General features: G+C 69.0%; 16 protein-coding genes. 1 reads left to right on the top strand and 15 read right to left on the bottom strand.

The genetic code is table 11. From position 1 onward, the window contains the following. Positions 1-79 precede the first annotated feature (79 nt). Entirely contained in the window at positions 80-1363 is a 1284-nt protein-coding gene (locus AB0N89_RS29115) for a PLP-dependent aminotransferase family protein (RefSeq protein ID WP_364210733.1), read from the top strand. Between the two features lie 301 nt (positions 1364-1664). On the opposite strand, the gene AB0N89_RS29110 is transcribed toward AB0N89_RS29115, so the two are convergent. The 15 genes from AB0N89_RS29110 to AB0N89_RS29040 form a co-directional block, all read right to left on the bottom strand. Next, complete coding sequence (locus tag AB0N89_RS29110; RefSeq protein ID WP_364210730.1) at positions 1665-2990, bottom strand: DoxX family protein; 1326 nt, start codon at positions 2988-2990, stop codon at positions 1665-1667. Next, on the bottom strand, positions 2987-4831 hold the full coding sequence (locus AB0N89_RS29105) for a glycosyltransferase family 39 protein (protein WP_364210727.1): 1845 nt from the start codon (positions 4829-4831) through the stop codon (positions 2987-2989). The genes AB0N89_RS29110 and AB0N89_RS29105 overlap by 4 nt, the downstream gene beginning before the upstream one ends. Positions 4832-4879: 48 nt before the next feature. After that, positions 4880-5704, bottom strand: a complete 825-nt coding sequence (locus tag AB0N89_RS29100; RefSeq protein WP_364210724.1) for a PIG-L family deacetylase — start codon at positions 5702-5704, stop codon at positions 4880-4882. 79 nt (positions 5705-5783) lie between these two features. After that, on the bottom strand, positions 5784-7043 hold the full coding sequence (locus tag AB0N89_RS29095; RefSeq protein ID WP_364210721.1) for a class I SAM-dependent methyltransferase: 1260 nt from the start codon (positions 7041-7043) through the stop codon (positions 5784-5786). Between the two features lie 46 nt (positions 7044-7089). Continuing rightward, positions 7090-8247, bottom strand: a complete 1158-nt coding sequence (locus AB0N89_RS29090; RefSeq protein WP_364210718.1) for a glycosyltransferase — start codon at positions 8245-8247, stop codon at positions 7090-7092. A 27-nt stretch (positions 8248-8274) separates the two neighbouring features. Beyond that, positions 8275-9093: a class I SAM-dependent methyltransferase gene (locus tag AB0N89_RS29085; protein WP_364210715.1), complete on the bottom strand. Its 819-nt coding sequence runs from the start codon at positions 9091-9093 to the stop codon at positions 8275-8277. Positions 9094-9145: 52 nt separating this feature from the next. After that, positions 9146-11134: an FkbM family methyltransferase gene (locus AB0N89_RS29080; protein ID WP_364210712.1), complete on the bottom strand. Its 1989-nt coding sequence runs from the start codon at positions 11132-11134 to the stop codon at positions 9146-9148. Beyond that, complete coding sequence (locus AB0N89_RS29075) at positions 11134-12354, bottom strand: glycosyltransferase (protein ID WP_364210709.1); 1221 nt, start codon at positions 12352-12354, stop codon at positions 11134-11136. The genes AB0N89_RS29080 and AB0N89_RS29075 overlap by 1 nt, the downstream gene beginning before the upstream one ends. A gap of 31 nt (positions 12355-12385) precedes the next feature. Further along, positions 12386-13537, bottom strand: a complete 1152-nt coding sequence (locus tag AB0N89_RS29070; protein ID WP_364210706.1) for a glycosyltransferase — start codon at positions 13535-13537, stop codon at positions 12386-12388. Positions 13538-13566: 29 nt separating this feature from the next. Next, positions 13567-14772, bottom strand: a complete 1206-nt coding sequence (locus AB0N89_RS29065) for a glycosyltransferase (protein ID WP_364210703.1) — start codon at positions 14770-14772, stop codon at positions 13567-13569. Positions 14773-14819: 47 nt separating this feature from the next. Further along, on the bottom strand, positions 14820-16289 hold the full coding sequence (locus AB0N89_RS29060) for a tryptophan halogenase family protein (protein WP_364210700.1): 1470 nt from the start codon (positions 16287-16289) through the stop codon (positions 14820-14822). 31 nt (positions 16290-16320) lie between these two features. After that, positions 16321-17547, bottom strand: coding sequence for a cytochrome P450 (locus AB0N89_RS29055; RefSeq protein WP_364210697.1), 1227 nt, complete (start codon positions 17545-17547; stop codon positions 16321-16323). A 672-nt stretch (positions 17548-18219) separates the two neighbouring features. Beyond that, positions 18220-19416, bottom strand: a complete 1197-nt coding sequence (locus AB0N89_RS29050) for a cytochrome P450 (protein ID WP_364210694.1) — start codon at positions 19414-19416, stop codon at positions 18220-18222. Continuing rightward, positions 19406-20560: a cytochrome P450 gene (locus AB0N89_RS29045; RefSeq protein ID WP_364210691.1), complete on the bottom strand. Its 1155-nt coding sequence runs from the start codon at positions 20558-20560 to the stop codon at positions 19406-19408. Before AB0N89_RS29045 ends, AB0N89_RS29050 begins: the two co-directional genes overlap by 11 nt. Positions 20561-20585: 25 nt before the next feature. Next, a complete protein-coding gene (locus AB0N89_RS29040) occupies positions 20586-21725 on the bottom strand; it encodes a cytochrome P450 (protein WP_364210754.1) in 1140 nt (379 codons plus the stop codon). Positions 21726-21768: the final 43 nt, after the last annotated feature.

Raw genomic sequence — 21768 nt, 5'->3', positions numbered from 1 at the left:
GCGCGGGAAAACGGGAAATCGTTCCGGCGTCCACGGGCTTTTCTTGACACCTCGATGGCGTATGGAAATCCTAGTATTCATGGATTCAAACGGTCTGTCCACTCACTTGAACGTGGAAACGCTGCACGGATCGCTCACCGATCCGGCCATCTCGTCGATGAATCTGCTGAACGAACTGATCGACGAATACCCTGTGGCCATTTCCATGGCGGCAGGCCGGCCGTACGAAGAGTTCTTCGACATCCGACTCATTCACGAGTACCTCGACGCCTATTGCGCGCATCTTCGCGACGATCGGAAAATGGACGAAGCGGGGGTCACCCGCACCCTGTTCCAATACGGCACCACCAAGGGTGTCATCGCCGACCTCATCGCACGCAATCTCGCCGAGGACGAGCACATCGACACCACCCCGGAGTCGGTGGTCGTCACCGTCGGCGCCCAGGAGGCCATGTTCCTGGTCCTCCGCACGCTGCGCGCGAGCGAACGGGACGTGCTGCTCGCGCCCGCGCCCACCTACGTCGGCCTGACCGGGGCGGCCCTGCTCACCGACACCCCCGTCTGGCCGGTCCGGTCGAACGAGAACGGCATCGACCCGGACGACCTCGTCCTGCAGCTCAAGCGGGCCGACGAACAGGGCAAGCGGGTCCGGGCCTGTTACGTGACCCCCAACTTCGCCAACCCCACCGGCACCAGCATGGATCTGCCGTCACGGCACCGGCTTCTCGACGTCGCCGAGGCGCACGGCATCCTGCTGCTGGAGGACAACGCGTACGGGCTGTTCGGGGCCGAGCGGCTCCCCTCGCTCAAGTCGCTCGACCGGTCGGGATCCGTGGTCTACCTCGGTTCCTTCGCCAAGAGCGGCATGCCCGGCGCCCGGGTCGGCTTCGCGGTGGCGGATCAGCGGATGGCCGACGGCGGCCTGTACGCGGACCAGCTTTCGAAGCTCAAGGGCATGCTCACGGTGAACACCTCCCCCATCGCGCAGGCGGTGATCGCCGGGAAGCTCCTGCTCAACGACTTCAGCCTGACCAAGGCCAACGAGCGGGAAATCGCCATCTACCAACGGAATCTCCACCTCACGCTGGGCGAGCTCAAGCGCAGGCTCGGCGCGTGCTCCGGGGTCTCGTGGAACACCCCGACGGGCGGGTTCTTCGTGACGGTCACCGTGCCGTTCGTCGTCGACGACGAGCTGCTGGAGATCTCGGCCCGCGACCACGGCGTGCTGTTCACGCCGATGCACCACTTCTACGGCGGCAAGGGCGGGTTCCATCAGCTGCGGCTGTCGATCAGCCTGCTGACGCCGGAACTGATCGAGGAGGGTGTCTCGCGGCTGGCCGCCCTGATCACGTCGCGCCTCTGAGCCGTCCGGTAAGTACGTGAAGGCCCCCTTCATTGCGTCTAGCGCGGTGAAGGGGGCCTTCACGTACTTGGGCGGGTGTCGTCCGGGGAGGGCGGAGTCGCGAAAGCCGCTTTCGCAACACGCCACCGGCGTGATCAGGCGGCGAACACGCGTGATCAGGCGGCGATCTCGCGTGATTGGAGACGGAACTCGCGTGATCAGAAGGCGTTCACCGTGTTCGCCGTCTGATCACGCGAGTTCCGTTCCTGATCACACGAGTTACGCCTTCGGCCACCGGTGCGGTCTGACTGAAAGGCGTCCGTCACCGGAAGTACGGGTAGTCCTGTACCCAGTTGAATCCCCGGCTCCGCAGCGTGAAGCCGTCCGGATCCACCCGCTCCAGCGTGATCACGACCTCCCGGTCACGCAGTTTCCCTCTCAACGACAGCCGATCGGCCCCGGTTCGCGAGGCGCGCAGCGTCGCGAAGGGTGGCGGGCTCTCGGCGCCGGGCTGGTCCGCCACCGCGGAGAGTTCCAGTTGCCCGTCGGGCCGGAGGTCCGCGCGCGACGGCACCAGCTCGCCGTTCATCCGCTGGTAGGTCGCGGCCTCCGGATCGTCGAAAACGACCCTCTGCCACCGGTTCTCGTCCGTCGTCAGCGGCGGCACGGTCTGCCCGTCCAGGGTGAAGTCCCGGACTTCCCAGATCCCGTACAGCGCCGACTTGGGGCTGCCGGGTCCGTCCTGTTCGGACCAGATCTCCCACCGCGAAAAGCCGCCGCTCACCGCGATCCAGAGACCGAGCGCCACCTGGAGCCAGACCGCGACGCGGTTCTTCCTGGCGTCGGCGAACAGCGGGGGCTGCGTCAGCGGCTCGGACGCGCGGTTCAGCGCGAACACCTCGACCAGCCGCCAGAGGTACGGGGCGAGCAGGAACAGCGCGAGCAGGATCAGGTGCGCCGAAAGCAGCTTCTCCGGGATGTCGAACGTCATGTTCATCAGGAAGACGTTCGCCATGCTCGCCAGGCTCACCACGGCGCCCAGCACCGCGGTCCTCGGCACGAACAGCAGCAGGCCGGCCAGGACCTCCACCGCGCCGAGCGCTATCTCGTACGGCGGAGAGCTGCCGACTTGCAGCCACAGCACCGAAGCCGGGCTCAGATCCCCGTAAGGCTGCAGCAACTGCGCCAGCGTCGGACCGGGCATCTGGCTGGGGACCAGTTTGCCGACGCCGTACCCCAGCATCTGCCCGCCGAGACACAGCCGCACGAACAGCGTGAACCACGCCAGCAGCCGCGGGTGGGCGGTACGACGGTCGAAGGCCGTCCACACCGCCGTGGCCACCACCGCCACGATCAGGAGGCAGAACGCCAGCACCCAGACCGCGGTCTGGTCACCGGCCCCCGAGTCCGCGTGCAGCACCGCGTCGACGCCGAAGAACGTCCTGCCCGCCCAGCCGGTGACGAGGTCCGTCACGAAGACGAACCACGGCTGGGCGGGTCCGACGATCCACGGACCCAGAGCTCCCAGCAGCGCGAACAGGATCTGCGGGAGGAGCAGGCAGAACAAGCCGAAATAGACGACACAGAAGCGGAACGCGATCCGTGTCGGCGGACGCCAGCCCGTCCGGGTGACGCGCAGATCGGTCACGCGGATCCCGAAGCCGGGCCGGCGTTGGCGTCGAAGGAGCTACCGGAGTAGTCGGAGTCCAAGACGGACAAGGCGTAGGTGGCGGGCGCGGCCAGCATGGCCACGACGCCGATGACGAGTCCGGCTTTCACCAGGGCGGGTGAGGCGTTCTTGAGCACCCGGGCCAGCACCAGCACGACGAGCGCGAGCACGCCGAGCGCCAGGGTGCCCCACCGTGCCCAGGGCAGGAAGCCCGGGTAGTGCGACCAGAGCCAGGCGGTCCACGCCACCTGCGCCGCGATCGCGGCAGGCATTACCCAGCCCGCCCGGCCGCCGCGCCGATACGCCCGCCAGAACATCACGATGCCCAGAGCGGAAAGCGCGGCGAGCGCGGGGGCGAACGAAGCCACGTACGCGGTGTGCGCTACGTCCCCGAAGCTGAAGACGAAGGTGAAGGTCACCAGCCACACGCCCCACATCAGCAGCCCACCGCGTACCGGATCGGTGCGCTCGGATCGGCGCGACCACCAGAGCCCGCAGAACAGGGCGAGGAAGGCGAGCGGAAACAGCCACGAGATCGCGACGCCGAGGTGGCCGTCGAGCAACTTGTTCCACCCCAACGGGTCCGTGCGGCTCTCGACCTTCGACGGGTCCGCCTGGGGCGGCGGCCCGCCGCCCGGCCCCACGATCACGTCGCCGTTGGGCAGGACCAGCACGTCTCCTGGCCCGGGCTGAGCCTGACCGGGCCCCGGCTGACCTTGCCCCGGACCGGTGTCGCCGGGGCCCGTGTCACCAGGCCCCATGTCGCCGGGTCCCGGCTGCCCGGCGCCCGGTCCCGTGTCACCGGGGCCGGTGTCGCCAGGGCCGCGGTCGCCGGGGCCCTGGCCGAGGTCGCCCGGACCGGCCTCCGACATGTCCAGCGGGTGGTCCGGCGGGCCGAGCGCCGGCGCGCCGCCCGCGCGGCCCGCGTCCGGCACCGCGCCGGGCACGTTGATGCCGACCCGCGCGAGACCGTTGTAACCGAAGACCATCGCGAAGGCACTGTTGTTCGTGGTGCCGCTGACATACGGCCGGGAACTGGCAGGCGTGAAGGTGTAGAGCGCGACCCACGACAGTGAAACAGCCAGCATCACCACACCGGCGAGGCCCAGATGCTTGATCCGGCGGCGCTTCTCGATCGGCGCGGTGAGCAGATAGCCGATCCCCAGCGCGGGCAGGATCATCCACGCCTGCATCATCTTCGCCTGGAAACCGATCCCGATCCAGACACCGGCCCACACCAGCGACCGGAGCCGCCCCTCCAGCACGGCACGCTGATAGGCGTCGACCGCGAGCACCAGGCACAGGGTCAGCAGGCCGTCCTGCATGCTGTGCCCGAACATCGACGCGGCGACCGGCGTGAGCGTGAAGATCCCGGCGGCGAGCAGGCCGGGGACGACGCCCGCCCAGCGCCGCACGACCCGGTACATCACGAGCACCGAGATCACGCCCTCGATCACCTGCGGCAGCGCGAGCGACCATTCGCTGTACCCGAAGATCTTGGCCGAGACGACCTGCGGCACGAACGAGCCGGCGAGCTTGTCGAGCGTGGCCGTCGCCTGCGGGTCGACGGCGCCGAACAGGAACGCCTTCCAGCTGCCGGACATGCTCTTGACGGCGTCCGAGTACAGGGGCGCGAAGTCGGCGCGCGGCAGGTTCCAGGCGTAGAGCACCGCCGCGACGATCGCGATGCCCAGCAGCGCGGGCCGGGCCCACGGCGGCTGGCCGGCGGGCGAACGCCAGAACGCCCAGCGGGCGCGTCCGCTTTCGGGAGGCGTGGTGTCCTGGGGTGGAGACGGCAGATGAGTGAGTGTTGTGGACACTCGGTACCTCCGGGCGTGATGCGGCGTCGGCAAAGGGGAGGTTCGGGCTCAGCGGGGCTCTTCGACGCGGACGACCGGCCAAGTCGTTTCGCCGTATCCGCCGTCCGGGGAATTCTTCCTGGCGTGCTCGTCCATTCGGGCGACCATGTTCTTGTTACGTCCGTTGAGCATTCCCAGCTGGGAAGAATAGCACTCCACGGCCTCGAATTTCCGCGTCCGAACCTCTTCGCCGACCGCGTGGAACACGGGAGCGCCGCGCCGGAATCCCGGCGGCAGCTCGACCGGCCCCGGCCGGTTCGTCACATAGGGAAGGTCTTCCCACAGCCGGATCGGGAGGTCCTTCTCGAACGCGGCGAACAGCGCGGCGTCACGGGAAACCTGATTGTCAGGATGATCGAGAATGGCCGCGCAGGTCAAGATCAGCGTGGGATCGAACTCCCCGATGACCGCTTCGATGTCGGCCTTGATCTCGGCGACGAGTTCGTGATCGCCGTCCGGCGAACGTTCTTCGACGGCCAGTTTCGCGCCGCCTTCCCTGGGCGACGCCAGCCACTCGCCGTCCGGCCGCTTGCGATAGATGGAATCGAGGAATCGTCCGTGCCGATAGGACAGTCCTAAGTGGCCTAAAGCGGCGATGTCCTCTTCGCGGCGCACGAGCGTCGCGTCGGCGTCCGGCGAGAGACCCCAGAACGCGTGCATCCGTTCCGCGGCCGCGGAATACGGCGGCGGCGCGCTCCCGGCGAACACCGTGTGGACGAGCACTTCCGCACCGTCGCGCGCCGCCCGGTCGAGGCAGGCCCCGGCCGACAGCACCGCGTCGTTCAGATGCGGGGAGATCGCCAGTATCCGGGCCGCCGAGGGGTCTTCAAGCATGGGATCGGTCTCCTCACACCCGGAACCGCGGTCCCGGCACGACTGCGCCGGGACCGCGGGCCGGAATGGCCGTCAGTGCTCAGGAAGACTTGATTTCGAGCTGGGGCAAGGGGAAGACCAGGGTGCCGCCGTTCGCGAGGTACTCGTGCTCGCGTTCGATGAAGCTGTCGCGGTACCCCCACGGCAGGACCAGCAACTGGTCGGGCTTCTGCGCCTTGGCGTCTTCCTCCGACACGATGGGGATCTCGCTGCCCGGGGTGAAGCAGCCGGCCTTGTCCGCGTTGACCTCGCCGATGACGGGCAGGTCCTTCTCGGTCAGCCCGCAGTACTGCAGGATCACGTTCCCCTTGGTCGACGCGCCGTAGCCCAGGGTCAGCTTTCCGGCGGCCCTCGACGCGTCGAGGAAGTCGCGCAGCTCGTCGCGGTGCGCGCTGGTCTTGGCGGCGAACTTCTCGTACGGGGCCATCGTGTGCAGGCCGATGGCCTCCTCGCCGCGACGGAACGCCGCGAGACCCGCGTCGTCCACCGGGTAGTGGCCGCTGTTCTTCGCCATGGTCACCCGGATGCTGCCGCCGTGCACCTCGGTCATCTCGGCCTTGACGACGGTGAAGCCGACCTTCTCGGCCATCCACTCGAACTGCCGCAGCGCGTAGTACTCGAGGTGTTCGTGGCAGATCGCGTCGTAGGCGACCATGTCCAGCATGGACGGCAGGTACGCCTGCTCGGAGATCCACACGCCGTCCTCGTCGAGGATGTCGTGGATCTCCTGCATGAACTCGACCGGCCGGGGCAGGTCGTAGAACATCGCGATCGACGTGACGACCTTGGCCTTCCGGTCGCCGTAGCGGTCCGCGAAAGCCTTGCCGGTGAAGTAATCCGGGACCAGGCCGACGTGCTCCGGGTAGAGGTCGCGGAACTGTTCGCCGTTGGGGTCGAAGCCCACCAGCTCCGGGCCGTTCGCCGGATAGCCCCGCAGCAGGGTGGAGTCGTTGCTGCCGATGTCGACGACCAGGTCACCGGCCTTCAGCTCGACCAGGTCAGTCACCTGACCGACGATGCCGTGCAGGTGGTTGATCATGTACGGCCGGATGCTGGACCGGTAGCCGTAGCCGCCGTGGCCGTACATCAGGCTGGAGTCGGTGGTGTGCTTGAGCTGGACGAGTCCACAGCCGCTCTGCGAGCACTTCACCAGTTCGAGCGGGACGACGGGGACCTGGCCGCGGGAGCGCGGGAACACACTCGTGACGGCTTGCGAGCCGAGATCCAGTACCGGCACCAGTTCGGTGTTGCCGCAGATCCGGCAGCTGTCGGCGATCATTTGCTTTCCGGTGGCGCTCATGGACGGTTCTCCCGTTTCCTTACTCGTTTTCCAGCCAAGGGGTGGTTCAGACAGAGACAGCGGGCTTTTCCCGGCTGACCGCGTCGAGCAGCAGTTCCGCGGCGACCGTGGTCCCGTCGGCGCGGATCGTGCCCGCCACCTCGGCGGCCCGCGCCCGGGTTTCCGGGGACAGGGCCGTGGCGAGCGCGGCCGACAGCGACTCGACGGTCGGCGTCGGACCGTCGTGCGCCACCCCGGCCCCCAGCTCCGCCACCCGGCTCGCGTGGTGCGGATGGTCGGCGATCTGCGGGACCACGACCTGGGGAACGCCGGCCCGGGTGGCCACATGCGTCGTGCCGACCCCGCCGTGGTGGACGGCGGCGGCCACCCGGCCGAACAACACCTGCTGGTTCACTTCGTCGACGGCGAAACAGTCGGCACCGTCGTCGGGCAGGACCAGATCGGCCCAGCCGCGGGCGAGGAGCACCCGGCGGCCCTGTGCCCTGATCGCCTCGACGGCGATCCTGGCGACGTCGTCGGGGGCGGGCGAGCTGCCGAAGCCCACGTACACCGGCGCCTCTCCGGCCGCCAGAAACGCTTCCAGTTCAGCGGAAAGCGGCCGTTCGTCGGCCACCATCCACGCTCCGGTCCGCACCCCGTCGAGCTCCGGCCGCGGCGGGGCCAAAGCCTCGTCCGCCGCCAGCAAGGGACGGTCGGTGCAGCCGTAGTCGAAGAGGTTCCGCACCGGCGGCAGGCCGATCGCGGCCCGCTGGTCGTCGAGCGCGCCGCCGAACATCTTGTCGATGCCCTGGTTGTACATGCCCCGCTGCTCCGGCGACGGCTGCAGGACGGGGGAAGCGACCGCGAAGAAGTACGGGATGCCGAGCTTCTCGGCCACCGACCGCACGGCGATCGCGCCGGTCAGCAGACCGCTCGCCACCACCGCGTCACAGCCTTCGGCGGCCGCCGGGACCTTGTCGAACTGCTCGGCGATCCCCGCGACGGCCTGCTCGGGATCGGGCGGTCCGCCCAATCCACCGCGAGCCCCTTCGAGCACCGATTCGCCGACGACCACGTGCGGCACGCCGACTTCGGCCAGCCGTTCCACGTAGTCGGGAGGCGCGCACATCCGCACCTCCGCGCCGAGCTCCCGTACCCGCACCGCCAGGGCCACCAGCGGTTCGACGTCCCCGCGTGGCCCGTACGCCCAGAACAACACCCGCATCGAGGATCCCCCTTTTCCCGAGAGCGTTCACCGCCTGGTCGCGGTGATGCCTTCGGTGGCGTAGTGAATGGTGAAGGAGCCGCCCAATTCGTCGATCGCCGCGCCGAGGTGGGTGAGGAACCGCGTGCGCGCGGCCTCGTCGAGGTGGTTGAGCCCGCCCTGGGTGGGGACCAGGTCCAGCCATTCGTCGCGCGTGTAGACGCGTTCCCAGACGAAGCGCAGTTGCCGCGGCTCGGTGAACGCGCCGGTCTGCTTGATGCCCTCGGCCGCCTTCACGTACTGCTTCGCGTAGATCTGTTTGGCGTACTCCTCGACGTCGCCTTCCCTGTCCTCTTTGGACGGTTCTTCGAACGACATGTCGGGGACGGCGTGCCGGTATGCCTCGCCCTGCGCCTTCATGACGGCGGGCGGGAGCTCGAAACCGTTGTCGAACAACGCGATCAGGCCGTTCGGCGTCAGCACGTCGGCCACCTTGCGCGCCCCGGCGAGCGGGTCCACCCAATGCCAGGCGGTCCCCGAGGTCACCGCGTCGAACGTGCGGCCCGCCGGGTCCCAGTCCTCGAATTTGGCGACCTCGACTTCGAGACCCCGCGCTCGCGCGACGTCCGCCATCCGCGCGTCCGGTTCGACCCCGAGCACCGTGCAGCCCGCCGCCTGGAACGGGCGCGAGGAAAGACCCGTCCCGCAGCCGACGTCGACGAAGCTCTTGCCGGGGCTCGATCCGATGATCCGGTCGACCAGTGCGCCGGGATAACCGGGGCGGGCGCGGTCGTAGCGCGCGGCGTCGGCACCGAACCACTCCGCCATTTGCCGGTTTTCGTGCGGTTCAGAGGCAAGCTTGGACATGTTCCCCACCCTAGTCATTTTCCGTGATGTCCACGTCGGACGCGGAAAGGCGTCATTTGCGCGAAGCGTGCACCAAATACATCGGTTCCACCATGATCTTGTCGTCGAGTTCGGCGTCCACGGTGTATCCGCGGCTCTCCAGCGCTTTCCGGAGTTCGGCCAGCTGGCCGTTCGCGTCGCTGATTTCGATGACCCAGGACCGGATCTTCGCCCAGTCGTCCTCGGTCAGCCCGGCGAGGACTTCGAGCTCCGAGCCCTCGACGTCGACCTTCACCAGGTCGACCCGATCCAGCTCGGGATGCTTTGCCAGCACGGAAGAAAGGGTCGCCACCTCGACGCCGACCTCGACCGCCTGAGCCGCGAAGTGCTCGTTCTTGGTCTCCGGATGCCTCGTCGAGTTCCCGGGCATGCCGGGATAGTAGGTGAACGCGACATCCTTCCGGTCGACCTCGCCCAAGGCCAGCTGGTGCACGGTCAAGCCGGACAGGCCGTGCAGTTCCACGTTCCGGCGCAGCGCCGCCGCCGACGCCGGAATCGGCTCGAAGGCGATCAGTTTCGCTTTCGGTTTCTGCCTCTTCGCGTAAATCGAGAAAAGCCCGACATTGGCGCCGACGTCGAGAATGACGCCTTCGTCGGGCACCTCGCCCACACTGGGGGCGTAGGTGTCGAAATGGAAGACCTCGTTGAAGATGAACATCAGCTCGTCGTGCTGACCCGACGGATCCGGTCCGGCGTAACAGGTGAAGTCCTCCGTCACCTCGACCAGAACCGGCTCGTTCGCTTGCGTGGTGTTTCCGGACATGTTCGGGCTTCCTTTCTCGCTGTGACCGGTTACCGCGTCGCGTAGCAGTCCGGCGGCCACCGCCGTCCCGTCGGTGCGGATCGCCCCCGCCACCTCGGCCGCCCGCTCGCGGGTTTCCGGGGAAAGCGCCGTGGCGAGCGCGGCGGACAAGGACTCGAAGGTCGGGGCCGGGCCGTATTCCTCGAAGGCCACGCCGATGCCCAGCGCGGCCACCTGGTCGGCGAAGTACGGCTGGTCCGTCATCTGGGGGATCGCGACCTGGGGGACACCGGCCCGCGCGGCCACGTGCGTCGTCCCGCCGCCGCCGTGGTGGACGACGGCGACCACCCGGCCGAACAACGCCTGGAAGTTGGTCTCCCCGACGGCGAAGCAGTCGTTTCCGTCGTCGGGCAGGGCGAGATCGGCCCAGCCACGGGAAAGGACCACCCGGCGGCCCTGGGCCCGGATCGCCTCGACGGCCAGTTTCGCGGTGTCGTCGGTGTCGGAGGTACTGCCGAAGCCCACGAACACCGGCGGCTCGCCGGCGGCCAGGAACGCCTCCAGCTCAGGGGAAAGCGGCCGCTCGTCGGGCAGGATCCACCCCCCGGTCTGCACGACGTCCTGGTCCGGCTTCAGCGGTGCCAGAAGCCGATCCGCCGCCAGCCAGGGCCGCTCGGTGCAGCCGTAGTCGATGAGCTTCTCCACCGGCGGCAGCCCGAGCTCTGCGCGCCTGCTGTTGAGCGGGCCGCCGTACCGGTCGAAGTAGACCTGGTTGTAGAAGCCCCACAGCGCGCGGTTGTCGTCGATGTCCAGATCTTCGGGCGGCTCGCCGTCGCCGCGGCCGAGCGGCGGCGGGAAGTACGGCGACGGCAGGTAGATCGGACAGTAGGCGGCGTAGAAGTACGGGATGCCCAGCTTTTCGGCGACCGACCGAACCCCGATCGCGGCGGACAGCACCCCGGTCGCCACCACCGCGTCACAGCCCTCGGCGGCCGCCGGGACCTGGTCGAACTGCTCGTCGATCTCCTCGGCCGGGAGCCGGAGCCCGTCCCCGCGCGACGATCCGGTGATCGCGCGCATCATCGCGCGCAACGACTGCCCGACCGGGACCACCTGCACGTCGAGCCCGGCGAGCCGGTCCGCGGCGTCCGGAGGTGCGCACATCCGCACTTGGACACCCAGCGCCCGCAGCCGCGTCGCCAGCGCCACCATCGGTTCGACGTCGCCGCGGAGTCCGCTCGTCGACAACAAGACACGCATCAAGGGGTTCCTCGTCCGCTGCTCACCGTTTCCAGGACCAGTTTCGCGGCCACCGCCGCCCCGTCGGCGCGGATCATGCCCGCCACCTCGGCCGCCCGCGCCCGGGTTTCCGGGGACAAGGCCGTGACGAGCGCGGCCGACAGCGAATCGACGGTCGGTGTCGGACCGTCGTGCGCCGCCCCGACGCCCAGCTCGGCCACCCGCCCGGCGAAGTACGGCTGGTCCGCGATCTGCGGCACCACGACCTGCGGGGCACCGGCCCGCGCGGCGGCGGTCGTCGTCCCCACCCCGCCGTGATGGACGACGGCGGCCACCCGGCCGAACAGCGCCTGGTGGTTCACCTCGCCTACGGCGAAGCAGTCGGCCTGGTCGTCGATCAGCGTCAGATCGGCCCAGCCACGGGAAAGGATCATCCGGCGGCCCTGGGCGCGGACAGCCTCGACGGCCACCTTCGCGGCGTCCTCCGGGGCGCGCATACTGCCGAAACCGACGTACACCGGCGGCTCACCCGCGGCCAGGAACGCTTCCAGCTCAGGGGAAAGCGGCCGTTCGTCGGGCAGCGTCCAAGCCCCGGTCTGTACGGCGTCGAGATCCGTCGGCAGCAGCGGGGCGACGACCGGATCCGCCGCCAGCAAGGGGTGATCGGTGTAGCCGTAGGAGAAGATGTCCTCCACCGGCGGCAGGCCGATCTTGGCCCGCTGGCCGTTGAGCGGCTCGCCGAACCGCCGGTAAGCGCTCTGGCTGTTGCGGGCCCACAGCGACCGGATGTCGGTCCCGGCCGGTGCGGGCGGCTCGCCCAGGGGCGGCGGGGGCGGGTAGTGCGGCGACGGCAGGTAGACCGGGCAGTGAAAGGCGTAGAAGTACGGGATGCCAAGCTTTTCGGCCACCGATCGCACGGCGACAGCGGCCGCGAGCATTCCGGTCGCCACCACGACGTCACAGCCCTCGGCGCCGGCGGGAACCTGCTCGAACTGCGTGGCGATCGCCTCGGCCGAAAGCCGGGGACCGTCCTTGGGCGACGGCCGCTTCTTCTCGTGCGTCATCGCGCGGGTCGACTCGCCGACCGGTACCAGCGGCACCCCGAACCCGGCCAGCCGCTCCCCCTCGTCCGGAGGCGCGCACATCCGCACCTCCGCACCGGCTTCCCGCAACCGCACCGCCAGCGCCAGCAGCGGTTCGACGTCCCCGCGGCTGCCGGAGGTCGACAACAACACACGCATTACGGCGTTCCCCGTTCCGTCGTTTCCTGGTTCACGCGGGAACAGCCGGCTTTTCCCGGCTGACCGCGTCGCGCAGCAGTTCCACGGCCACCGCCGGCCCGTCGGTGCGGATCCGGCCCGCGACGGCGGCCGCCCGCTCGCGGGTCTCCGGGGACAGCGCGGTGGTGAGCGCGGCCGACAGGGCCTCGATCGTCGGGGCCGGACCGTCGATGGCCACCCCGATCCCCAGTTCGGCGATCCGCTCGGAGTAGTACACCTGGCCCACGATGTGGCGCACCACGACCTGGGGGACGCCCGCCCGCGCGGCCACGTGCGTCGTGCCCGTGCCTTCGTGGTGGACGACGGCGGCCACCCGGCGGAACAGCTCCTGGAAGTTCGCCTCGCCGATGGCGAAGCAGTCGGCTCCGTCGTCGGGCAAGGCGAGATCGGCCCAGCCGCGGGAAAGGACCACCCGGTGGCCTTGAGCGCGGACGGCCGTGATGGCCGCCCTGGCGACGTCGGCGGTTTCGGGCGTGCTGCCGAAACCGACGTACACCGGTGACGGGCCCGCGGCCAGGAATTCCTCCAGCTCGGGGGAAAGCGGGCGCTCGTCGGGCAGGATCCACGCCCCGGTCTGCAGCGCCTCCTCGCCCGGCCGCAAGGTGGCGAGGGTCGGATCCGCCGCCAGCCAGGGACGGTCGGTGGCGGCGTAGTCGAAGAGGTTCGTCACGGGCGGCAGGCCGAGCTCGACCCGCTGGTCGTTGAGCATGCCGCCGATCAGGTTGTCGGTGCCCTGGTTGTATTCGGCCCGCTGCGCCGGCGGGAGCGCCGACGGCAGGTGGATCGGGCAGAGCACGACGTTGAAGTACGGGATGCCCAGTTTCTCGGCCACCGACCGGACGGCGACCGCGCCGGAGAGCAGACCGGCCGCGACCACCACGTCACAGCCCTCGGCGACCTTGAGGATCTGTTCGAGCCGCTCGGCGTTCGACCCGGCCTCGGCGTCGGGCGTCCCGTGCGAGGCCGACGCGCCCTTCCAGCGTTCGACCGGCACCAGCGGCACGCCGATCTCGGCCAGCCGCGCCGCGCTGTCCGGGGGCGCGCACATCCGCACCTCCGCGCCCGCCTCACGCAGCTTCGCCGCCAAGGCCACCAGCGGTTCGACGTCGCCGCGTGATCCCCTGGCCCACAACAAAACGCGCATTTCGCATCCCCTGATCGAGCTCGTGTGGTTCACACCGAAACGGCGGGCTTTTCCTTGCTGACCGCGCCGAGGACCAGTTCCGCGGCCGCCATCGCCCCATCCGTCCGGGCGATCTCGGCCACCGCCTCGGCTCGTGCGGCCGTCTCCGGGGCCAGTGCCTTGGCGAGCGCGGCCGACAGGGATTCGACGGTCGGGACCGGGCCGTCGTGCGCTACGCCGATCCCCAGCTCGGCGACCCGGGCGGCGAAGTACGGCTGGTCCATGCCCTGGAAGATGATGATCTGCGGGACGCCCGCCCGCGTCGCCACGTGCGCAGTCCCCGAACCGCCGTGGTGGACGACGGCGGCCACGCGACCGAACAGCACCTGGACGTTCACCTCGTCGATGACGAGACAGTCGCTCTGGTCGTCGATCCGGGCCAGCTCGGCCCAGCCTCGCGACAGGATGACGCGGCGCCCCTGGGCGCGGACCGACTCGATGGCCACCCTGGCGGCGTCTTCGGGAGCGTCCAGGCTGCCGAATCCCACGTACACCGGCGGCGTCCCCGCTGCGAGGAACTCCTCCACCTCCGCGGGGAGAGGCCGTTCGTCGACGAGGTACCAGGAGCCGGTCTGCACGGCTTCCTGGCCTTTCCGCAGCGGGACCAGGACCGGATCCGCCGCCAGCCACGGGCGATCGGTGTAGGCGTGGTCGATGATGCCGTCCACCGGCGGGAGGCCGAGCGCGGCCCGCCTGCCGTTGACCGGATCGCCGAACCGCTGGAACAGCCCCTCGTCGCGCATGTCCCGCAACGAGTGCTGGTCCGTGTCGTCCAGTGCGAACGACTCGCCGCCGCGATCGGGCCGCAGCTGCGGGTCGAACGGCGACCGGATGTCGATCGGATGGCAGGCGGCGTAGAAGTAGGGGATCCCCAGCTTCTCCGCCACCGACCGGACGGCGGAGGCGACCGCCACCATCCCGGTCGCCACCACCACGTCACAGCCTTCGGCGGCCGCCGGGACCTGGTCGAACTGCGCGTCGATCAGCTCGGTCGCGAACCCGGGTCCCGGCCCCGCCCCGGTGCGGACCGGCGGGCCGACGGGCACCATCGGCACCCCGAACTCGGCCAGCCGCTCCGCGAAGTCCGCCGGACCGCACACCCGCACCTCGACGCCGCGTTCCCGCAACCGCACAGCCAACGCCAGCACCGGTTCGAGATCTCCGCGGGTCCCGAACATCGACAACAACGCACGCATCAGGTATTTCCCTCGTTCGCAGGTTCCGGCGCCGGCTGGGTCGGAGGTCAGACCGGACGGTGGGGCAGCCACTTCATGCCGTCGGGCGAGACCACCAGCCCACCGGGGAACAGCGGCATCTCCGGCTCGGCGTCGTCGCCGAGGACCACCCGCATCTGTTCCTGGCCGCCCTCCTGCATGACCTGCCGGACGACCTGCGACTTGAACAGCGGCACCATGCTGGCGTCGTCACCGCCCGCCATCTTGTCGACGGCGTCGGCGAACTCGGCACTGCGCTCGGCGAGCTGGGTCACCAGGGCGTTCTCCCCGGAGGACACCCCGCCGACCAGGTCGACGAACGACTCCAGGTCGGTGTGCTTGCTCTGCGTGACCTTCTTGGCCTGCCAGAAGTACGACTCCTCGTTCACGTTCATCTCGTAGAACGCCACGAGGAACTCGTAGTAGACGCTGTATTCGCGGCGGTACCGCGCTTCGAACTCGGTCAGGGCGGTCTTCTCGTCCAAGTCCCCGGCGAGGACGCTGTTGATCGACCGCGCCGCGAGCAGACCGCTGTAGGTCGCCAGGTGGACACCGGAGGAGAACACCGGGTCGACGAAGCAGGCGGCGTCACCGACCAGGATCATCCCGGGGCGCCAGAACTCGGTCTGGTTGTAGGAATAGTCCTTGCGGACGCGGACTTCCCCGTACTTGCCCGTCGTCACCCGCTTCGCGTCCTTGAGGTACTCCGCGATCAGCGGGGCCTCGGCGATCAGGGAGGTGAGCGCCTTTTCCCGGTCGCCCTGGACCTTGTCCGCGTCCTCCCGGCGCACCACCGCGCCGACGCTGGTCAGCGTGTCGCTCAGCGGGATGTACCAGAACCAGCCGTTGTCGAACGCGACGCTCAGGATGTTGCCCGAGTACGGCTCGGGCAGCCGCTTGCCGCCTTCGAAGTAGCCGAACAGCGCCAGGCTGCGGAAGAACTCGGAGTAGTTCCGCGAGCCGCCGACCTTGGAGTAGAGCCGGCTCTTGTTGCCCGAAGCGTCGATCACGAAGGTCGCGTTGACCTCGTGCTCCTTGCCGTCGCGGTCGGTGTACCGGACGCCGGTGACGCGCTCGCCCTCTTCGAGCACGTCGGTGACCGAGCATTCCTCACGGACCTCGACGCCCTTGCGCTTGGCGTTGTTCAGCAGGATCTGGTCGAACTTCGCCCGCTCGACCTGATAGGCGAACGACGACGGACCGGTGATCCGCGGCGAGACGGAGAAGGAGAACGTCCACGGCTCGGGGCGGGCGCCCCACCGGAACGTGCCGCCGCGCTTGACCGGGAATCCGGCCGCCGCCAGTTCGTCCGTGACGCCGAGCATCTGGCACACGCCGTGGATCGTGGACGGCAGCAGCGACTCGCCGATCTGGTAACGGGGGAAGAGTTCCTTCTCCAGCAACAAGACCCGATGTCCCTGCATGGCCACGAACGTGGCAAGGGTCGATCCGGACGGCCCGCCACCCGCGACCACCACGTCGTATTCTTCGACCGGCATTTCTCACCATTCCTCTGTCGTCGTCATTGCGCTACCAGGCGACCGGCAATTGGTCCGGGCAATCGATGAACGCGTTCCGGAGTTTGATTTCCTCGCGCGGCACGGCGAGGCGCAGATCGGGAAATCTGCCCCACAGGGATTGATAAGCCATCCGCAGCAGCGACCTCGCCACGGCCGCGCCGATGCAGTAATGAATACCGTGTCCGAACCCGACATGGGAACCCGATGCGCGATTCGCGTCGAGGACGTTGGCGTTCGGCGTCAGCGCTTCGTCGCGGTTCGCCATCAGGATCGAGCACATCACGTACTCCCCCGCCTTGATCAGCTGACCGCCGATGACGACGTCCTTGATGGCCAGCCGCGGGTTCGGCTGCTGCACGGGCGAGAGGTACCGCAGCAGTTCGGCGACGACACGATCCGCTTCGTCCTTGCCGGCGAGCATCAGATCCTTCTGCTCGGGATGCTCCAGCAGGGCGAGCACCCCGAATCCGATCATTCCCGCGACGGTCTCGACGCCGCCGAGGATGAGCGCGGTGAACACGCCGCGCAGCTCGGCGTTCGTGACGTCGTCGCCGTGTTCGCGCACGATCGAACCGATGAACTCCTCGTCGGGATCCGCGCGCTGCCGGGCGATGAGGCCGTCCAGATAGCGGTTGAACGCCGCGCTGTCGTGCGCCCTCGCCTTGAATCCTCGGCTGAGCGCGACGTTCTGCCTGACCCGGCGGATGAATTCGGTGCGATCGTCACGCGGGATGCCGAGCAATTCGCACAACGCGAGCCCGCCGACCGGATCCGCGAACAATCCCTGGACGTCCGCGGGCGGCCCCTCGGCCTCCAGGATGTCGATGCGATCCTCGATCAGTTCCAGCATCGCCGGTTCCAGCCTGCGGATCCGGCGCGTGGTGAACTCCGGGGTCAGCATTCCGCGCAGGCGGGTGTGCTCGGGCGGGTCGTAGACCGACAGCTGCCCGATGAGATCCGGCGGGATGGGTTCGTCGGCGGGCGATTCCGCCGAGCTCCAGCGGGGCCGCGTCGTGAAATGCTCGTGATCGCCGAGGATCTGCCGCACGACGTCGTATCCCATGGCCTGCCAGACGTAGTCCGTCCGCAGCTGCGTGGACGCGCTCCCGACTATCCGGACCAGCGGGCCGTGCGCCCGGAGATCGAACATGTCCTCGTGGGGATCGCAATGCGTCCTGAGCATGTAGTTCGCCGTCGGCTGCACGAGTGGCGCGACCTCATCGATATCCTGATCCATATCGAGTGGAAACTCCTTCACCGACCGCGTTTGGTGTTCCGGATTCCTCTTCGGACACTCGGGTGCCCCAATCTTCGCCCGTGCTCAGGAAAGAAGTCCAGGGTGCCGCCGTGGACGAAAGCGCGAGGTGGGTGGCGGGTCGGTTGGGTCGTGAGTGGTCTGCCGGGAAAAGCGGTGTCGCGAAAGCCACTTTCGGGACACCAGACGTCGCGAAAGTGGCTTTCGCGACATGCCCCAGCGGCCGGACGCCAGAGAGACCATCGGTACAGGTGGTCGTGAGTGGCGATTCGGGTTCTATTGAGGGGTAAGGCAAAGGTGTCCCTGCCCGGGTGTCAAGTCCGTGAAGGCCTCCTTGAGGGACCCAGGGTCCCTCAAGGAGGCCTTCACGGACCGGCGACCGACGGTGACGAACGAGACGATGGGGACTTTCCCCGCGTCGCGTGAGTGGAAAGCCCCCATCTCCGCGGGTCTTGCGGTGGTCGTGGGTGACGGAGGCCCGGAGGTGTCGCGAAAGCCACTTTCGGGGCATCGGGTGTCCCGAAAGTGGCTTTCGCGACACCCGAGGCCGACGCACGGGCGAGCGACACAACACGCCACATTGGCCTTGCCCCTCAATAGAACCCGAATCGCCACTCACGACCACCCCGACCCAGCCCTATCCGCCGCCCTCACTCACCATTCGACCGTCAAACTCGTCAATCCGTACGCCGGCGTCGTCAGCCGGTAGACGGTCTCCTGGTCCGGATCCGCCAGCCTGAGCTTCGGAAAGCGTTGCCACAGCGCGGTGTACACGACCCGGAGTTCGAGGCGCGCCAGCGCCGCACCCAGGCAGTGATGGACGCCGTGTCCGAACGCGACATGAGGGACCGGGTCGCGCGTGACGTCGAGCCGGTCCGGTTCCGCCAGCAGGGCGGGGTCACGGTTGGCCATGGGGAGCGAGCAGGTGACCGTCTCGCCTTCCCTGATCACCTGGCCCGCGATGGTGACGTCCTGCATGGCGGTACGCGGCGTCGGCGCGTACGGGACTGTCAGGTACCGGATCAGCTCGTCCACAGCCCGGTCCGCCGCCTGATCGCCGCCCCGGAAAGCGGCGATCTGCTCGGGATGCTGCAGCAACGCCAGCACTCCGAGCCCGATCATGCCGGAGATGTTGTCGTCCCCGGCCAGCATCACCTGCACGCAGAAACCGCGAAGCTCCTCGTCCGTCGCCGCGTCGCCGTGTTCCGCGACGACGGCGCCGATCAGCCCCTCGCCCGGTTCCTTCCGCTGCCTGGCGATCATGGTCAGCAGATAGCGGGAGAACGCTTCGCCGGCGGCGGCCCGTTTCCGTTGGCTCAGCGAGGGATCGAGGTGCCGGTGGCACAGCTGGGTGAACGTGGCCCGGTCGTCCCGGGGCACCCCGATCAGCTCGCACAGCACGGCCCCGGGCACCTCGTCGGCGACGATCTCGATCAGGTCCGCGGGCGAGCCCTCGTCCTCCAGCGCGTCGAGACGTTCCTCCACGATCTGCTCGATGTACGGCTGGAGCCGCCGGATCCTGCGCAAAGTGAAGCCCGGCAACAGCTTCTGCCGCATCCGGGAGTGTTCGGGCAGGTCGTAGTCCATCAGGTTGCCGACCAGTTCCCGGGGCCGGAACATGCCCTTGCCGCCGACCTCGTCCTGGTCGTGCCAGCGACGCCGGTTGCTGAACCGCTGGTGGTCGCCGAGCACCTGCCGGACGACGGCGTGGTCCGCGGCCAGCCAGCTGGTCTCGGCGCCCGCGCCCTCGCCGATGGTGATCTTCGACAGAGGACCGGCGGAACGCAGGTCTTCCGCGGGACCGAAACCGTCCCGCCGGATGTGCAGAGGCCGCGAGTCGTCACCACTCAACGGGAAGCTCCTCCACCGCGAAAGGGGCGGGCCTGCCGGGCTTGAACCGCAGCTCCTCTTCGGGGACGGCCAGCCGCAGCGACGGGAACCGGCGGACCAGCGCGGGCAGCGCCACTCGCAGCTGAAGCCTGGTCAGCGGCGCCCCGATGCAGTGGTGGATGCCGTGCCCGAACGCGATGTGCTCGGTGTTCTCCCTGGTGATGTCGAACCGTTCGCCCCGCGCGCGGTTCACCGCCAGCAGCGAACAGGTCAGGACGTCGCCGGCGCGGACGTCGCGTCCGCCGATCAACACGTCGACCAACGCGGTCCGGGGCGAGGGAGTCTCCACGATGGACGCGTACCGGAGCACTTCCTCGGCCGCGGAGTTCGCGAGTTCCGGACGCTCGCGCAGCAGCGCCATCTGGTCGGGGTGGGTCACCAGGAGCAGCGCGGCGATCGCCAGCTGGGAGGCGAGCTGTTCGACCGCCCCGATCATGATCCCCTCGGCGAGCCCCGCGAGTTCGTCGTCGGAGACCTCGTCACCGTGGTCGCGCACGATGCCGCCGATCATCCCGTCGCCGGGCTCGACGCGGTTGCGGGCGGTCAGCTTCCGGGCGTAGTTGACGATGCCCAGCCCGGACAGGTTCCGCTGCCGGGGGATCCGGCTCTCCCGGCTCTCCCGGAACATCCGCGACAACTCGTACTGGTCGTCACGCGGGACGCCGAGCAGGTCGCAGGCGATCAGCGCCGGGATGGGCCAGGCGGCGTTCCGGACGAAGTCGACCGGCGACCCCATGTCCTCCAGATCGTCCAGGCATTCCTCGACGATCTCCTCCGCGACCGGCCGCAGGACCTCGATCCGCCGGACGGTGTTCGCCCGCGTCACGGTCCCCCGCAGCCGCGTGTGGTCCGGCGGGTCGTAGGACTGCAGGATGCCCGGCAGCCAGGCGCGTTCCGACTCGTCGTCGACCGGGCGCATCGAGCTGAACCGGGTGACGTCGGAAAGGATCTCCCGGACCTCGTCGTAGCCGGTGACGAGCCATTGTTTGCGGCCGTCCAGCCCCGGCTCGGTGTCGTATTCGTGCAGCGGCCCGATCTTCTCCAGCTCGCTGAGCTCCGGCACCGGATCGAGACCGAACCGCTGATGTGGCAGCGGAACTACCATGATTCTCCTCAAGCTTTTCGCGGTGTCACCAGTCGAGCGGCAGGGCTTTCACGTCGAACGGCGGCGGCCCCAGTTTGATCTCGCGGTCCGGCTCGGCCAGCCGGAGTTTCGGGAAGCGGATCGCCAGGGCCGGGATCGCCACCCGGAAGATCAGATCGGCCAGCGGCCTGCCGAGGCAGTGATGGATCCCGTGCCCCCACGCGACATGCGGCGTCTTCGCCCGGGTGATGTCGAAGCGATCCGACGGCCCGGGGAACTCCCGGCGGTTCACGCCGATCAAGGAGCAGGTGACGGTATCCCCCGCCTTGACGAGGAATTCGCCGACGCGCACGTCCTCGATCGCGATGCGCGGGGTGAGTTTCTCGGAGGTGCTGAGGTACCGGACCATCTCTTCGAGCCAGTCCGGGATGACGTCCGGCCGCTCCCGGAGCAGGTCGAACTGCTCGGGCGCTTCGACCATCAGCCACGCGCCCGCCGCGAGGAACCGGGCGACCTGGTCCCCGCCCGCGCCCATGACGAACGCGGCCAGCCCGGTCAGTTCCGAGTCGGTGATCTCGTCCCCGTGCTCGCGCACGACGACGCCGAGCATGTCGTCGCCGGGATCGCGGCGCGTGCGAGCCGTGTTCTGGCTCATGTACGTCATGTACCGGTTCCCGGCCGCCACGCGCCTGCTGCCCGACCGCTCGGCGCGGCTGGCGTGCAGGCTGCGTGACAACTCCGTCTGGTCGTCCCGGGGGATGCCGAGGAAGTCGCAGGTCGCCGTGGTCGCGATGGCCCAGCCGAAATGCGGGACGAAGTCCAGCGGGCCACCGATGGAGTCGATGGCGTCCAGCGTGTCCTCGACGACCTCCTCGACCTGCGAGCGGAACCGCTCCATCCGCCGCACGGAGAACGCGGGCGACAGCACCCGGCGCAGTCGCGTGTGCTCCGGCGGGTCGTACTGGGTGATGAAGCCGGGGAAGGTGATGCCGGACGCGGTCCCGCCGTAGAGGAGCCGGGAACTGAACTTGTCCGAGCCGAGCACCTGCCGGACCTCGTCGAAACCGGTGGCCAGCCAAGCGGTCCGGCCCTCGCCGTCCTCCTCGGTGCCCAGTTCGGTCATCGGGCCCTTGGCCATGAAGTCCAGCAGCAGCCGGACCGGGTCGAACCGGTCCCGCCGGTGCATCTCCGTCGGCAGGACGACGTTGAGCTCCTCGAACGCTTCCACT

The organism is Amycolatopsis sp. NPDC089917 (assembly GCF_040684635.1).
GTDB lineage: Bacteria > Actinomycetota > Actinomycetes > Mycobacteriales > Pseudonocardiaceae > Amycolatopsis.
The sequence above is the reverse complement of the archived record's forward strand: the minus strand, read 5'-3'. Positions and strand labels throughout refer to the sequence as shown.